We start from the raw sequence: 15,346 nt of genomic DNA on the forward strand, positions 1-15,346 counted from the left end.
GTCTTTCTCATCTTCATTCGACCGGCCGGCTCGCGAAGCGCGCGGCGAAAGCCTCGAATGCGGCGACGTCGGCGCGCGGCATGCCGATGGGCGCGTCGGCCGGGGCGTCGTCGTTCATCTGCACCGGCTGGCAGTCGATCAGATGCCGCGCGCTCGGAAATTTCGACATCCTAGGCAATCGGTAGCGCAGCCGGAAGAGGCGCGGCAGCACGCCGCGCGGCTTGTGCAGATCGTCTATTTGCTGCACCGACGCGTCGAACCAGAAGCGCGACCACGCGGCCTGCTTTTTTTCGCCGCGCGGCGCGGCGATGAATTCCGTCAGCACGAGCAGGATGTACGGGATGTCGTGTTGCGCGAGTGTTGGCCATGCCCACAGCTTCAGCACGTCCGCGAGCTCGATCACGCGTATGAAACGCGCGATCCCGAACGCGGACACCGTCTGCCGGATCGTGTGCAGATGCCGCTGCCAGTGCTGGAAAAAGGTCGCGCGCTGCCGGTGGCCACGCTCGTCGAGCGGCGGGCCGACGTGGACGGCGAGCGGGTTTGGCAGCGCGTCGTTCACGAGCGGGCAGCGCGCGAACTCGCCCGCGAGATGAACGAATCGGCGCGCGTGCGAGCGGTCGCGCAACTGCACGACGTACAGCGCCTCCAGACAGAGCGGACAGCGCGCCCACCCGCGCGGGACGGGGTCCGCGCGAAAGAGTTCGTCGACGTGGACCAGTCGATCGTCGACCGGGTGCAACGCGTATTCGAGCATCGGCCGTGCTTTCATGTCGGTGCCGGTCCGGTCCCGGGCGACGCGGCGCTTGCGCGCCGGCGCCGCATGCGGGCCGTGAGATCAACGAAGTCAACCAGGATCAGCCAAGAATCGGTATCCCAAATCAGACACGCGACATGTGACACGTTGATGTGAAGTCCGTGACGATTCGTTGTCTCGCTGTCTCGTTGTCGACGGACGGCGCGGCGTGCGATCGGGCGGCGGCTCACCGCCGCTCGCCGATGCGCATCGCCCGCGCGATTGATTGCGCGATTGATTACGCGACGACCGAGCGCTCATCGCGCAGCGCCCAGCGACACGCGCAGCCCGTCCATGATCCGTTGATAGCGCGCCGTCACGTCGTCGCGCGGCACGACGTTCGCGCTCGAGAAGCGCTCCGACCACGCGGGATTCCAGCGATACGTGCCGTGACCGATGCGGTCGCCGTCGGGGCTCGCGATCGTTGACTTGATGCGCGCGTCGTGGCCCGCGCCGGAATGCGTGTCGAACAGCGCGTCGAGGTACGACTGGTACGCGCGGTACACGTCGTCGTCGAACAGGTGGCGGTAGATGTGGATCGTCTGGTCGAGCTCGCGCTTCGTGCGGATCACGTCGTCGGGCGAGATGTCCTTCCACGGGCCGACCCACGTGTAGAAGCACAGCAGGCGGTTGAGGAGCGGCGCGACCGTGTCGTAGACGGCGAGCCGCTTTTCGATCAGCTTCTGGTTCGTCCACTGGACGAGCTCGAGCTGCTTGAGCCGGTGGCTGACGAGCCAGCCGAACGCAGCGACGGAAAGCGGCGTGAGGACGTCCGCGACGAGCTTGACGATCTCCAGCGAATTCCATGGATGGTCCGGCGTCGGCATGCGGGCTCCTCGTCGAAAAGCCCCAATTTAGCATCGGCCGCGGCGCTCGAGGCGGCCGCGGCGCGCCGGCGCGCTACGCGGCCTGCTCGTACAGCGTGCGCACGTATTGCAGATGTCGCTCGGCCGCCGCGCGCGCGCGTTCCGGGTCTTTCGCGGCGATCGCTTCGTAGATTTCGGTGTGCTGCTCGAGGAGCGCGCGCTCCAACGCGTCCGCATGGTTCACGAGCCGGTGCGACTTGTGCATCGATTCCTGCAGCAATCCGTGGATGCCGTGCATCACGTGGATCAGCGCGACGTTGTGCGTCGCGTCGGCGATCGCGAGGTGAAAGTTCGCGTCGACTTCGGCGAGCCGGCCGGGCTCGTGCTTGAGCGACAGGCCCGCGAGCGCGTCGAATGCGTCCTTGATCCTCACGAGATCGGCTGGCGTCGCGCGTTCGGCCGCGTATGCGGTCGAGATCGTTTCGAGGCCGTGGCGCAGCTCGAGCACGTCGTGGCTCGTCTCGGGGTTCTGCAGCAGCAGATCGGCGAGCGGATTCGACACGACGGGCGCCGTGATGTCCGAGACGACGAAGCCGCCGCGCCCGACCGAGCCGATGAAGCCGTCTGCCTCGAGCCGCACGAGCGCCTCGCGCAGCGAGGGGCGCGACACGCTCAGCTGCGCGGCGAGCTCGCGCTCGGTCGGCAGCTTCTGGCCGGGCAGCAGCTTGCCCGCCGAGATGAGCGACTTGATCTGGTCGGACACCACGTCGGACAGGCGCACGCGGGTGTAGGACTCGACTGGCTGAAACGTCATGCACGGGCCTTCTGGACGGTTGGGTGGCGCGGGCACCGGCTTTCGCGGCCGAGCGTTCGCGCGCGTCGGCCGGCTCGCGCCGGAGCGTGCGGCGGCCGCGCGGAATTATACCCGGCGGGGCGCAGGCGGCCGTTCGAGCCAATGCCGGAGCGGGTTTCGGCGCGATCGGCCGGGTTCGGATCGGCGTTTTCCCTGATGGCCGCGACATTGACAGCCGGTCGCCATCTCACTATCTTGGCCAGCGTGGTCAGACCAACATGACCAAGTATAGGTCATCGAAACCGGCCGCGCGCGAACGCGCGGCGATTCGTTGAAGCAAACCGTTGAAGCGAAGAAACGGCCGCGACGAGCGGCCGGGATGAAACACATGGACCAATCCCCGCAGGCCGCCGGCTCGTCCGGCGGCGCCCGCGAGACGCCGCGCGTCGGCCTGTTCGTCACGTGCCTCGCGAATCTCTTTCGGCCGAGCGCCGCGCTCGCCGCCGTGCAGTTGCTCGAAGCGGCCGGCTGCACGGTCGACGCGCCGCGCGCGCAGACCTGCTGCGGCCAGCCGGCGCTGAACAGCGGCGACTTCGACGGCGTGCGCGGCATCGCGCGCCGCACGATCGACGTGTTCGAAGGCTACGACTACGTCGTGGCACCCTCCGGCTCGTGCATCCGCACGCTGCGTCACGACTACCCGGACCTGCTCGCGAACGATCCCGCGTGGAAGCCGCGCGCCGAGCGGCTCGCCGCGCGCGCGCACGAGCTGACGAGCTTTCTCGTCGACGTGCTCGGCTGGGCGGGCCCGGAGCGCGCCGCGGTGCCCGACTGCACGCTCGCCTACCACGACACCTGCTCGGGCCTGCGCGGCCTCGGCATCAAGGCGCAGCCGCGCGCGCTGCTGTCGCGCGTCGGCGGCGTCGAATTGAAGGAAATGAAGGATGCCGAAGTATGCTGCGGCTTCGGCGGCACGTTTTGCGTGAAGTACCCGGAAATCTCGACGAAGATCGTGTCCGACAAGACCGCGAACGTCGCCGCGAGCGGCGCGACCGTGCTCGCGGGCGGCGATCTCGGCTGCCTGATGAACATCGGCGGGCGACTGAAGCGCGAAGGCAGCCCGGTGCGCGTCTATCACGTCGCCGAGGTGCTGACCGGGATGAACGTCGAGCCGATCTGCGGGGAGGGCGAATGAGCGCGCAACCATCGGCCGCGACGACGAACTTCAAGGCGCGCGCGAGCGCCGCGCTGCACGACGCACAGCTTCAGGAAGCGCTCGGGATGCTCGGCGAGGGCTGGATCGAGAAGCGGCGGCGCGTCGTGTCGCTGCTGCCCGAGTTCGAAATGCTGCGCGAGCGCGCGAAGGTGGTGAAGGATCACGTGCTAGCGAATCTCGACACGTATCTCGAACGCTACGAAGCGGCCGTCACGTGCGCGGGCGGCGTCGTTCACTGGGCGAGCGACGCGGCCGAAGCGCGCGAGATCGTGCTGAAGATCTGCCGCGACGCGAACGCGAAAACCGTGACGCGCGGCAAATCGATGGTCGGCGAGGAGATCGGCTTGCCCGCCGCGCTCGAGGGCGCGGGGATGGAAGTCGTCGAAACCGATCTCGGCGAATACATCGTGCAGCTCGCGCACGAAGGGCCGAGCCACATCGTGTTCCCGGCGCTGCACAAGACGATCGGTCAGGTTACCGAACTGTTCGCCGGGCATCATTCGGCCGCGCAGTACGACGGGCCGCGCGAGACCGTCGCGGACGTCGTCGGCGAAGCGCGCCAGGTGCTGCGCGACAAATTCTTCGTCGCGGACGTCGGCATTACCGGCGCGAACTATCTCGTCGCCGAGACGGGCTCGAACGTGATCTGCACGAACGAGGGCAACGGCGATCTCACGTCGACGCTCGCGCGCGTGCACATCGTGACGGCGGGCATCGAGCGCGTCGTGCCGACGCTCGACGACGTCGCGCTGTTCGTGCGGCTGCTCGGCCGCAGCGCGACGGGGCAGGAGATCACGTCGTACACCACGTTCAGCACGGGCCCGAAGCGCGACGACGATCTGGACGGGCCGCGCGAGTATCACGTCGTGCTCGTCGACAACGGCCGCACGCGGATGCTCGCGGGCGAGTTCCGCGACATGCTCCGCTGCATTCGCTGCGGCGCGTGCATGAACCACTGCCCGGTGTACGGCGCGGTCGGCGGGCATGCGTACGGTTGGGTCTATCCGGGGCCGATGGGCGCCGTTCTCACGCCGCTTCTGCAAGGCATCGAGCACGACACCGATCTGCCGAACGCGTGCACGCTGAACGGGCGCTGCGCGGAGGTGTGTCCGGTGAAGATTCCGCTGCCGACGCTGCTCAAGAAGCTGCGCGGGATGCAGTTCGACGCGCGGCTCACCGCGCCCGGCACGCGCTTCCTGCTGCGCGCGTTCGGCGCGATCGCGCGGCGGCCGGCGCTCTATCACTGGCTGACGCGCGTCGGTGCGCGCGTGCTGCGCGCACTCGGCGGCACGCGCGGCAGCATCGCGCGCGTGCCGTTCGCGTCCGGCTGGACCGATTCGCGCGAATTGCCGAAGCCGCCGCCGCGCACGTTCTTCGAGACGTGGGACGCGACGCGCGCGAACGAACAGAGGGGGCAGCGATGAGCGGGCGCGACGACATTCTCGGCCGTATCCGCGCGGCGCTCGGCAGCGACCGCGCGCGGCTTGCCGCGCAGTTTCCGGCGCAGACGATGGGCGCGGGCGCGTCCGCCGCGCCGAATGCGCATGCCGCATCCGGTGCGGGCGCGGCGTCTTTCGCCGGCCCGGCCGCCTCGGCCGCCGCGTGCGGGCCGGCGATCTCGCTCGGCGGCGTCGACCTCGTCGCGCGCTTCGTCGCGAAGGCGCAGCAGGTGTCGGCGACGTGCGCGCACATCGCGACCGCCGCCGATGCGCCCGCGGCCGTCGACGCGTATTTGCGCGAAGTGGGCCTCGCCGATGCGCCGCTCGTCGTCGCGGCGGCGCTCGAGGCGCTGCCGTGGCGCGCGCACGGCGCGCTGCCGGGCGCCGACCTGCGGCGCGACGGGCTCGTCAGCGTGACGCCGTCGTTCGCGGCGATCGCGGAGACGGGCAGCGTCGTGTGCCTGTCGTCGAGCGCGACGCCGACGTCGCTCAACTTCGTCGCCGCCACGCACGTCGTGCTCGTCGATCGCAGCGCGATCGTCGCGACGATGGAGGACGCATTGGCGCGCGTGCGCGCGACGATCGCGACGCTGCCGCGCGCGGTCAACGTGATCACCGGGCCGTCGCGCACCGCCGACGTCGAGCAGACGGTGCAGGTCGGCGTGCACGGCCCGAAGCGCGTGCTCTTGCTGATTTGCGACGACGCGTGAAAGCCCGCGCGGAAATGACGGCGGCGGCGCGCTGCGTTTCGGCGTGGCGCGCCCGGCGAATCGCGCGGCGCGGCATCGCGCGCGGCTAGTCGAAACCCGCGACGGCGCGCGAGACGGCCGGACGAGAAATTACGGTATGCAGATCATTTCGCGGCGGCGCCGCGATGCCGCGAACGCACCATTCAACACGCGAGGCGCGGCAGCAAGACATGCGACGCAAGAAGTAAGAGGCGACAACAAACGACGCAAGACGGCGCAAGACGGCGCGCGGCGATGCCGAGCGCACCGAAGCGAAAACCGGACGCGGCACGCCGGCGATTCGAAGACGTAGACATTCCCCGACAAGCAGCATCAGTCAGACGCCATGCGACGCGCGTTCTCCACGCACGTCGCTCACGTCGCGCACAGACCAAAGCGCCGGCACGGACCGGCGCGCCGATTCGGACGGCCGCGAGGCCGTCGCCCGATTCAGATTCACTCATGGAAGGAGACACACGTGCAGGTTTGGAACCAGGTCTATCTGCCGCTCGGCGGCGTCGGCTGGTCGGCGCTCGCAGCCGGCGCGCCGATCATTCTGTTCTTCGTGTCGCTCGCGGTGTTGCGGCTCAAGGGACACGTCGCGGGCGCGCTTACCCTCGCGCTTTCGCTCGCCATCGCGATCGCCGTCTACGGCATGCCCGCCGAGCGCGCGTTCGCATCGGCGGCCTATGGCTTCGCGTACGGCTTGTGGCCGATCGCATGGATCATCGTCACCGCGGTGTTCCTCTACAAGATCGTCGTGACGAGCGGCCAGTTCGACATCATCCGCAGCTCGATCGTGTCGCTCACCGACGATCAGCGCCTGCAGATGCTGTTGATCGGCTTCTCGTTCGGCGCGTTTCTCGAAGGCGCGGCGGGCTTCGGCGCGCCGGTGGCGATCACGGCCGCGCTGCTCGTCGGCCTCGGCTTCAATCCGCTCTATGCGGCGGGACTTTGCCTGATCGCGGACACCGCGCCCGTCGCGTTCGGCGCGCTCGGGATTCCGGTGATCGTCGCGGGCCAGGTGTCGGGCCTCGATCCGATGGCGGTCGGCGCGATGGCGGGACGCCAGTTGCCGCTCATGTCGTTTTTCCTGCCGTTTTGGCTCGTGTTCGTGATGGACGGCGTGAAGGGCGTGCGCGAGACGTGGCCCGCCGCGCTCGTCGCGGGCGGCAGCTTCGCGGTCGTGCAGTTCTTCACGTCGAACTACATCGGGCCCGAGCTGCCCGACGTGACGTCGGCGCTCGCGAGCCTCGTCGCGCTCGCGTCGTTCCTGAAGGTGTGGCAGCCGAAGCGCGCGCGTGAGGCCGCACGCGCGGCCTCGATCGTGTCGGCGGGCGGCGGCGCGCTCGCGCTGGGCGCGATGCCGGGCGGCATGGGCGGCGCGCGCGCGACGGGCGGCCGGCAGCCTTCGCCGTATTCGTTCGCGCAGATCGCGCGCGCGTGGTCGCCGTTCGTCGTGCTGACCGTGATGGTGACGATCTGGAGCATGAAGCCGTTCAAGGCGCTGTTCGCGAAGGGCGGCGCGCTCGCGTTCACGACGCTGCAATTCCACATCCCGCATCTCGACAAGCTCACGCAGAAGATGGCGCCTGTCGTCGCGCACCCGACGCCCGTGCCCGCCGTGTTCAACTGGGATCTGCTCGCGGCCACGGGCACCGCGATCCTGCTGTCGGCGATCGTATCGATGGCAATCCTGAACGTTTCCGCGCGCACAGGCATGCGCACGTTCTTCGAGACGTTGAAGGACCTGAAGCGCCCGGTGCTGTCGATCGGCCTCGTGCTCGCATTCGCGTTCGTCGAGAACTTTTCGGGAATGTCGACGACGCTCGCATTGCTGCTCGCGGGCACGGGCGCGGCGTTCCCGTTCTTCTCGCCGCTGCTCGGCTGGATCGGCGTGTTCCTGACGGGCTCCGACACGTCGTCGAACGCGTTGTTCTGCTCGCTGCAGGCGACGACCGCACAGCAGATCGGCGTGTCGAGCACGCTGCTCGTCGCGGCGAACACGACGGGCGGCGTCGCGGGCAAGATGATTTCGCCGCAGTCGATCGCGGTTGCGTGCGCGGCGGTCGGCCTCGTCGGGCACGAGGCGGATCTGTTTCGCTTCACGCTGCGGCATAGCCTGTTCTTCGTGCTGATCGTCGGCGTGATGACCTGCGTGCAGGCATACTGGCTCACGGGAATGGTCGTGCATTGAGCGTGGCGGGGGCGAACGTGCGTGCGCGTTCGCCGCCGATCGTGACAGTGCGGACTGTCTCGTCGGCATCGGTCGATACGTCGCGCAAGCGGGCTCGCGTTCATCCGCTGTGTCCCTGTTTGCACCGATTCGCGCGGACAGCCGTGTAAAGATTTGCTACAACCTTTTGCTTGGAACGACGGACGAGACCTCCTATTCTGGCGGATTTACGAGATACGCCGCGCGCGGCGCGGCCCTCGTCGATCGATCATCAGGAGGTCATGCATGGCGCGTTCCGTCGATTCCGGCGTCATATTCTTCGCACGGCTCCTGCTCGCCGTGCTGTTCCTCTGGGGCGGCGCGATGAAGCTTCTGGGCTACGGCGAATTCGTCGGTTATCTGAAGGGGCTCGGCGTGCCGTTCACGCAGGTCGCGGCGCCCGCGATCGTCGCGCTCGAAGCGCTGGGCGGCCTGCTGCTCGTCGTCGGCTACAAGGTGAAGCCGCTTGCGCTCGTGCTCGCGCTCTACACGATTGCGACCGCGCTGATCGGACACAACTTCTGGGACGCAACCAATTCGGCCTTGCAGCGCGACATGGCCGTGCACTTCTGGAAGAACGTCGCGATCGCGGGCGGCTTCCTGCTGCTGTACGTGACGGGCGCGGGCGGTGCGAGCATCGACGGCGCGCGGCGGCCGTCGTCGTCGTATGGCTCGCTGCGCTGAGCGCGTTGCGTGCCGTGCAACGCTCGCGATCATCGTGGCGCGTTCGAATCCGATTCGACGAGCGAACCCGCGACGCGCTTATTTTCCTGCCCGATGAATGATGCGGCGCCGCGTGCGCTTCGCCGGCGCGCGGCGCGCGCTCACGCTCAGCGCGGATACGCGATCACGTCGTCGTCGACCGCGATCGCGATGCGCTCGCCCGCCGGCGCGCATCGATAGCCCGGCACGCGAGCGCGCACGCGCGCATCGGGGGCGTCGACGAGCCGCGCGTCCAGATAGGCATCCTGTTCATGGCGCAATGCCTCCTGCAATGGTTCGGAATCTTGATCGTCGGCGCTTACGCTTCGAACAGCGCGGCGCCGATGTACGAGCCGGGTCGTGCGCCCGGCGGGCAAGCGAAGATCGCGCTGCCGACGTGCGTCGTGAACTGGTTCATGATGTCCAGCTTCGCGAGCTTCTCGTTGATCGGGATGAAGCCGCGGCGCGGGTCGCGCTGGTGCGCGACGAACATCAGCCCCGCGTCGTATTCGGTCTGCTGGCGCCACGGCGGCCAACGCTCGATGTAGAAGTTCGTGCTGTCGTTGTACGAGTACGCGCGGCGCAGGATCTGCGCGCCGTCGTTCAACTGCGGCGACGCGAGGCGCGCGTGCGAGTTGTCGGGAATGACCGAATTGCCGTCCTTGTCGACCGCGTCGAGATCGAGCGGCTCGAACTCGCTCTTCCGGCCGAGCGGCGCGCCGCTGTACTTGTGGCGGCCCACCACCTGTTCCTGGAAGCCGAGCTCGGTGTTGTCCCAGTGCTCGAGCGTGATGCGGATGCGGCGCACGACCGTGTAGGTGCCGCCGTTCATCCACGCGGGGCCTTCGCCGCCGGCCCAAACGAATTCGTTCATCGCGGCCGGATCGGACATCGGCGGGTTCATCGTGCCGTCCTTGAAGCCCATCAGGTTGCGCGGCGTCTCGCCGGGCTTGCCGGACGTGAAGCCGGCCTGCCCCCAGCGCATTTGCGCGGCCCTCGCGCCGATGCGCGCGAGCTGGCGCACCGCGTGGAACGCCACCTGCGCGTCGTCCGCGCACGCCTGGATGAACAGGTCGCCGCCCGTTTTCTCCGGCAGCAACTGGTCGCCGTTGAAGCGCGGCAGGTCGACGAGCGCGGCGGGGCGGTGCTTCGCGAGCCCGTAGCGATCCTTGCCGGCGAGCGTGAACATGCCGGGCCCGAAGCCGAACGTGATCGTCAGCCGCGCGGGGCCCAGGCCGAGCGCGTCGCCGCCGTCGACGGGCGCCGCGTCTTCCCCGCCCGACGTCACGAGCGGCTGCGCGGTGTCGCCGCGCGTCAGGCGCGCGGCGGCGTCGGTCCAGGCCTTCAGGAGCGCGATCACGTCCGCGCGCGTGGTCGCGCTCAGGTCGAGCGCCGCGAAATACGCATGGCGCTGCTGCGGCGTCGCGATGCCGGCCTGGTGCGTGCCGTAGAACGGCTCGACGCCGTCTTGCGCGGCCGCCGCCGCGGGCGCATCCGCCGCCTTCGCCGCGGGCATCGTCGACGCGGCGAGACCCGCGGCCACCGCCGCGCCGCCGGCCTTGAGGAAGCCGCGTCGCGCGGGGCGCGGCGGCGCTTTGAGATCGTCTGCCATGATCGCCTTCGTCACTTTGCGAGCATCAGGGTGTTCACGTCGTCCTCGACGTAATAGAAGCCGTCGCCCGCCGGGGTCATCGCGATCCCGAACAGGTCGCCGTTGCCGGGCGGCGATTGCGCCTTGTCGGTGTCGATCCAGCGCGCGTAAAGCTGCTTGCCCGCCGCCGGATCGATCTCGACGACTTGGCCGTTCAGCGCGTTGGTCGCGAGCAGGTGGCCGTTCGGCGCGGTCGCGAGCGCGAGCGGGCGGCGCAGGAAGCCGTCCGCCGTCACCTGGCGGCCGACGCCCGCGCTCGTGTCGCGCGTCAATGGATCGTCGATCTCGACGATCCGGTTGCCGATCGCGTCGGATACGTACAGCTTCGTTTGGTCGCCGGACAGCGCGAGCCCGGTCGGGCCGACGAGGAACACGCCCTTGTCGGCCTGCGCGCCGAGGCCGCTCGCGACCACCGTTTCCTGCTTGATCACGGGCGGCTTGCCGTCGGCGATCGCGAGATCGAGGCGCAGCACGGTCGCCTGCTTGTAGACGGGCGGGCTGCCGTCGGCGCCGCCGACGCCGAAGCCCGCCATGCTGACAAACAGCGTCGCGCTGTCGCCGCGGTCGACGACGGCCATGTTGCCCCACGGGTCGTTGATGTTCGGGCTCGACCACGCCGACGCGACCTTGCCGTGCGGATCGAGCACGATCAGGCAGCCGGCGCCTTTCGTGTTGGAGGTGCCGTCGTTGCTCGGCGTGCTGCCGACGATCACCCAGCCGGATTTCAGCATCGTCATCGCGGCCGACAGGCCGACGCCGCCGGGGCATTCCTTCAGGTCGCGCGCAATCGCGGCGAACACGCTCATCTGCTTCGTCGACGGGCGATAGTCGACGATCGTCGAGCCCGTGCCCTGCAGGTTCGCCGCGTTGTTGAAGTTGTCGACGAGCACGTCGCCTTGCTGGATCGCGCCGGCCGACACCGGCGCGACGGCGATCGCGTACGGGTTCTGGTCGCCGTTCTCGGGCACGGTGTTGACGAGCGTCGTGTGGCGATGCAGCGTCTCGAGGAAGCCTTGCGGCTGCGCGTGCGCGGCCGCGGCCGCCGTGAGCGCGACGAGCGCCGCGGCGAACGCCTGCGCGGCGCGGCGCGCGCGCGGCGAGGACAGGGCGGTGGGCATGGGGCGATTCTCCTTGCTGATGAGGCGGCGGCGTGGCCGTCGCGGATACGAACGAAACCGGAATCTTTCGGCGTGCTCAGAACGTGACGTTGGTGCGCAGCCCGACGACGAACGTGTTGTGCAGCGGCTGCGTCGGATCGCTCGGGTTTTGGCCCGCGCCGGCGTTGAACGTGTATTGCGCGTCCGCTTGCAGTTGCCACCACGGCGTGACCTGGTACTGGTACGTCGCCTCGAGCGTCGTCTCGCTCGTGCGCACGCCGTACGGCCCGCCCGTGAAGTTCGCGAAGTTTTCGTCGAGCGCGCGCGCGTGCGAGCCGACCTTGACGTAGGTGAGCGCGAGCCCGACGCTGTCGTTGTCGCGGCCCTCGAACGGCGCCTTCAGCACGACGCCCGCGTTGGCCGCGACGCTGACGAGATTGCGGTCGCCGGGCGCGGCCATCACGCGCGCGAACACGCCGAGGCTCTTCGCGCCCGTCGGGTCGGGCCGCCAGACCATCTGGTCGGCGACCGCGTAGAAGCTGTAGTCGCCGTGATGCGCGCGCGCGACGCCGCTTGTCGCCGGATTCGCGAGCGACAGGCCGGTGTTGTCGGTCTGCTGATCGGCGAAGCGGCCGTTGTGATACCAGAGGCCGATCTTGTAGGTGCCGGGCAGCGCGTTCGACGGCCCCGTGTCCATCTGGCCGTCGGCCGGCTGGTTGAGTGCGTACTGCAGCTCGCCGATGAAGAGCGTGCCGTTGTGCAGGTTGAAATTGGTGCCGCTCAGGTTGCTCGGATTGTTGCCGAGCGGATCGCCGTCGAACACGCCGGCGAGCGCCGTCAGCGAAGGCGTGATGCGCCCGCGCACGCGCACGCCGAGCGACGAGAGCGGATACGCGGGGCCGCCGTTGGGCAGATCGTACGACGGCAACGCGGGCCAGCCGAACATCGTGTTGACGAACGTCGCGGCGTACTGGCTGACGATGAATTCCTGATCGAGGCTCTGCTGGCCGATTTTCACGTCGACGCGCTGATCGAGGAACGATTGCTGGTACCACAGCTCCCAGAGCCGCGTCGTGTCCTGCGCCTCGATGCCGCTCGCGGTGTTCAGCGTGCCGAGGTTGTACTGGCTCAGGTTGCGGCCGTGAATCTGCAGCGCGCTCGCGTTGAACGTGCCGCCCGGCAGGCCGAACGCCTTTTGCGTGTCGACGGTGACGGCCGCGGTCGTGAGGCCGTCGTAGGTGCCGCCGCGCTTCAGGCCGCCGCGCAGGTTCGCCAGATATTCGCTCGTCTCCTGCAGGCTGAACGTGACGCCGTACTTGCCGAGCCACGGCCGCAGGCCGCCGATGTCGCCGAGCAGGTTCTGGCGCGTCCAGACGCCCGTCCATTGCGTTGCCGGTTGCGCGTGGATCGCGAGGTCTGCTTCGGGCGCTTCCGGCTGCGCGTCGGGCGACGCGGCGGCGAAAGCGGCCGAACTGAACAGCCATGCGCAGGCGAGCGCCGCGCGGCCGAAGGCAAGGTGACGATCACGGGGCGATCGTTCGGGGAGCGGCGCGAATTGCATTGAAGTCTCTTCCTCTTGTCGCGCGATCGCGGTGTCCGGATGCGCGCGTTGATCGTTGGCGAAACGCGCAAACGGCGCGATGCGGGCGCATCGTATGCAGGCCGGAATAGGCTGTCAATACAAATGAGAATGATTCGCATATATATTACCGTTCGTAATCTCGAGGATTACGAACGATTGGATTTCGCGTCGCGTGAGAAGGGAAAACGCAATGATTGGCGTAATGAAATCGTCGGCGCGAGCCGGGGCGAGCGATGCTGCGAGGGTTGGCCGCGGGATCGCGCGGCGCGGGCGGAAACGGTCTGATCGGTCGCGAACGAATGGAAACCGGCGGGCGGCTGGCCGGGGCGCGCGAACGACGGCGCGGCGGGCGCGGTCGGAACGCGACCGGCTAAGGACTAAGGACTAGTGGCTAACGGCTAACGGCGACCGAGCCCCGGCCCCGGCCCCGGCCTCGAACCTCGAACCTCGAACCTCGAACCTCGAACCTCGAACCTCGAACCTCGAACCTCGAACCTCGAACCCCGAACCCCGAACCCCGAACCCCGAACCCCGAACCCCTTGCCGCCCGAACGTCGTCAACGCGCGTTCGCGCTCGCGGGCTTCGCCGACGCCGCCGGATGCGGCGCGCCGCGCACGGCGCTCGCCATCGCCGCGGCGGCGACGAAGAGGGCGGCCGACACGCACGCCGACGCGTGCAGTCCCGGCACGATCTGCGCCGGCAGCGCGCCGCTCGCGAGCGCGCCGAACGCGGCGACGCCGATCGCGCCGCCCGCCTGCCGCGCGGCGTTGAGCACCGCCGACGCGGTCGCGGCGCGCGAGCGCTCGACCGACGCGAGCACCGTCGTCGTCATCGCGGGCACCGCGAGCCCCATGCCGCCCGGAATCAGCAGGAACGGCACGACGAGCGCCACGGTCGGCGTGTCGGCGCGCACGAGGCTCAGCAGCGCGAACCCGGTCGCGCCGATCAGCGCGCCGACGATCATCGGCCGGCGCGCGCCGTAATGCGCGGTCGCCCAGCCGCTCGCGACGTTCGACAGCAGGAAGCCGCCCGTGAGCGGCAGGAACGCGAGCCCCGCCTCGAGCGGCGAGTCGTGCCGCACGCGCTGCAGATACAGGCTCAGCACGAAGATGATGCCGTAGTACGACAGATTCATGCAGACGCCGAACAGCACGGCGACGCTGAACGTGCGCTGCTTGAACAGCGCGAGCGGCATCATCGGATGCGCGCTGCGCGACTCGACGAACACGAACGCGGCGGCGGCCGCGAGCGCGACGGCGACGAGCGCCGGACGCCAGTCGATCACCGCGCCGGTGAAGAGCGTCAGCGCGAAGACGGCGAGACATTGGCCGGGAAGATCGACGCCGCGCGGGCGGGCGGCGGCGGCGCGCACTGCGGCATTCGCGCGGGACGCGTTCGCGCTTGCCGTCGCGTCGGTCGTCGTCGCCTCGGCCGGACGGCCCGCGCCTGAATCGTCGCGGCCGGCTGCCGCCGCCCGCGCGCCGTCCTCGCCGATCCACAGGAGCGTTGCAACGAGCCCCGCGGCGCACAGCGGCAGATTGACGAAAAAGATGCTGCGCCAGCCGAACTGCGCGATCAGCAGGCCGCCGATCACGGGGCCCGCCGCGATCGAGATCGCGCCCGACGCGGTCCACCAGCCGACCGCGCGCGCCCGCAGCCGCGGATCGTGCGCGCACGCATGGTTGAGGAGCGCAAGCGAGTTCGGCAGCATCGCGGCCGCCGCGAGCCCTTGCAGCGCGCGTGCGGCGATCAGCGTGCCCGCGTTCGCGGCGACGCCGCAGACGAACGACGCGAGCGCGAAGAGCGCGAGCCCGGCCGCGAACAGCCGGCGCGCGCCGAAGCGGTCGCCGAGCGCGCCGGCGGACAACATCAGCCCGGCGACCGCGAGCGTGTACGCGTCGACGATCCATTGCAGGCCCGCGACGCTCGTGCGCAGATCGGCGCCGATGCGCGCGAGCGCGACGTTGACGATCGTGACGTCGAGCTGCGTGATGACGAAGCCCGCGCTCACGGTAGAGACGATGCGCACGAGCGCGGCGCGGGAAAGGGCGGGGTGGGGAATGTGCGTGTCCATGCGTGCATCGTAGTGCCGTGCGATGGGGCGACGTTGCGGGCTCTTCTGAAATGTCGAATGCGGTGCGGGCGGCGAGCCGGGCGCGTGCGGCGGCGTTCGCGCGCACGCGCGGAGGATTGCGGCGATTCGCTGCGCGCGGCGGCGCGAGCGGCGAACGTCGAGCGGCGGCGGAGCGCAGGCCGGGCGACGCGGAAACTGAAAGGCGGGAACCGAAGAAGCAGAACCGAAGAAGCAGGGTCGGAAGGT

Annotated in this window: 13 protein-coding genes; 5 read left to right on the forward strand and 8 right to left on the reverse strand. The window is 69.4% G+C overall.

Features of this window, described 5'->3' with window-relative positions:
* Window positions 1-13: 13 nt before the first annotated feature.
* From WS91_RS10655 to WS91_RS10665, 3 genes are all read right to left on the reverse strand, one after another.
* Window positions 14-757: a hypothetical protein gene (locus WS91_RS10655; protein ID WP_038750934.1), complete on the reverse strand. Its 744-nt coding sequence runs from the start codon at window positions 755-757 to the stop codon at window positions 14-16.
* A 296-nt stretch (window positions 758-1,053) separates the two neighbouring features.
* Entirely contained in the window at window positions 1,054-1,623 is a 570-nt protein-coding gene (locus WS91_RS10660) for a hypothetical protein (RefSeq protein WP_059646988.1), read from the reverse strand.
* A 73-nt stretch (window positions 1,624-1,696) separates the two neighbouring features.
* Window positions 1,697-2,416, reverse strand: coding sequence for a FadR/GntR family transcriptional regulator (locus tag WS91_RS10665; protein WP_038750906.1), 720 nt, complete (start codon window positions 2,414-2,416; stop codon window positions 1,697-1,699).
* Between the two features lie 367 nt (window positions 2,417-2,783).
* Between WS91_RS10665 and WS91_RS10670 the strand changes: the two genes are divergently transcribed.
* The 5 genes from WS91_RS10670 (at window position 2,784) to WS91_RS10690 (ending at window position 8,677) form a co-directional block, all read left to right on the forward strand.
* On the forward strand, window positions 2,784-3,590 hold the full coding sequence (locus WS91_RS10670; protein ID WP_038750909.1) for a (Fe-S)-binding protein: 807 nt from the start codon (window positions 2,784-2,786) through the stop codon (window positions 3,588-3,590).
* Window positions 3,587-5,035: a LutB/LldF family L-lactate oxidation iron-sulfur protein gene (locus tag WS91_RS10675; protein ID WP_038750911.1), complete on the forward strand. Its 1,449-nt coding sequence runs from the start codon at window positions 3,587-3,589 to the stop codon at window positions 5,033-5,035. Before WS91_RS10670 ends, WS91_RS10675 begins: the two co-directional genes overlap by 4 nt.
* Window positions 5,032-5,760, forward strand: a complete 729-nt coding sequence (locus WS91_RS10680; RefSeq protein ID WP_059646986.1) for a LutC/YkgG family protein — start codon at window positions 5,032-5,034, stop codon at window positions 5,758-5,760. Before WS91_RS10675 ends, WS91_RS10680 begins: the two co-directional genes overlap by 4 nt.
* Window positions 5,761-6,256: 496 nt before the next feature.
* Window positions 6,257-7,975 (forward strand): lactate permease LctP family transporter, encoded by a 1,719-nt coding sequence (locus tag WS91_RS10685; RefSeq protein WP_059580182.1) that lies wholly within the window; start codon window positions 6,257-6,259, stop codon window positions 7,973-7,975.
* A 264-nt stretch (window positions 7,976-8,239) separates the two neighbouring features.
* Window positions 8,240-8,677, forward strand: coding sequence for a DoxX family protein (locus WS91_RS10690; RefSeq protein WP_038750916.1), 438 nt, complete (start codon window positions 8,240-8,242; stop codon window positions 8,675-8,677).
* A gap of 146 nt (window positions 8,678-8,823) precedes the next feature.
* Here the strand turns inward: WS91_RS10690 and WS91_RS35745 are convergent, their stop codons facing one another.
* The 5 genes from WS91_RS35745 to WS91_RS10710 all read right to left on the reverse strand — a co-directional run bounded on the left by WS91_RS35745 (window position 8,824) and on the right by WS91_RS10710 (window position 15,100).
* A complete protein-coding gene (locus WS91_RS35745; protein WP_226377247.1) occupies window positions 8,824-8,976 on the reverse strand; it encodes a hypothetical protein in 153 nt (50 codons plus the stop codon).
* A gap of 38 nt (window positions 8,977-9,014) precedes the next feature.
* Window positions 9,015-10,307: an iron uptake transporter deferrochelatase/peroxidase subunit gene (gene efeB, locus WS91_RS10695; RefSeq protein WP_059580312.1), complete on the reverse strand. Its 1,293-nt coding sequence runs from the start codon at window positions 10,305-10,307 to the stop codon at window positions 9,015-9,017.
* A gap of 11 nt (window positions 10,308-10,318) precedes the next feature.
* Window positions 10,319-11,464, reverse strand: coding sequence for a hypothetical protein (locus WS91_RS10700; protein WP_059670251.1), 1,146 nt, complete (start codon window positions 11,462-11,464; stop codon window positions 10,319-10,321).
* Between the two features lie 76 nt (window positions 11,465-11,540).
* A complete protein-coding gene (locus tag WS91_RS10705) occupies window positions 11,541-13,004 on the reverse strand; it encodes a carbohydrate porin (RefSeq protein ID WP_059646984.1) in 1,464 nt (487 codons plus the stop codon).
* A 578-nt stretch (window positions 13,005-13,582) separates the two neighbouring features.
* Complete coding sequence (locus tag WS91_RS10710) at window positions 13,583-15,100, reverse strand: MFS transporter (protein WP_059670252.1); 1,518 nt, start codon at window positions 15,098-15,100, stop codon at window positions 13,583-13,585.
* Window positions 15,101-15,346 lie beyond the last annotated feature (246 nt).

It is taken from the genome of Burkholderia sp. MSMB1498 (genome assembly GCF_001526245.1).
GTDB classification, from domain to species: Bacteria; Pseudomonadota; Gammaproteobacteria; order Burkholderiales; family Burkholderiaceae; genus Burkholderia; species Burkholderia savannae.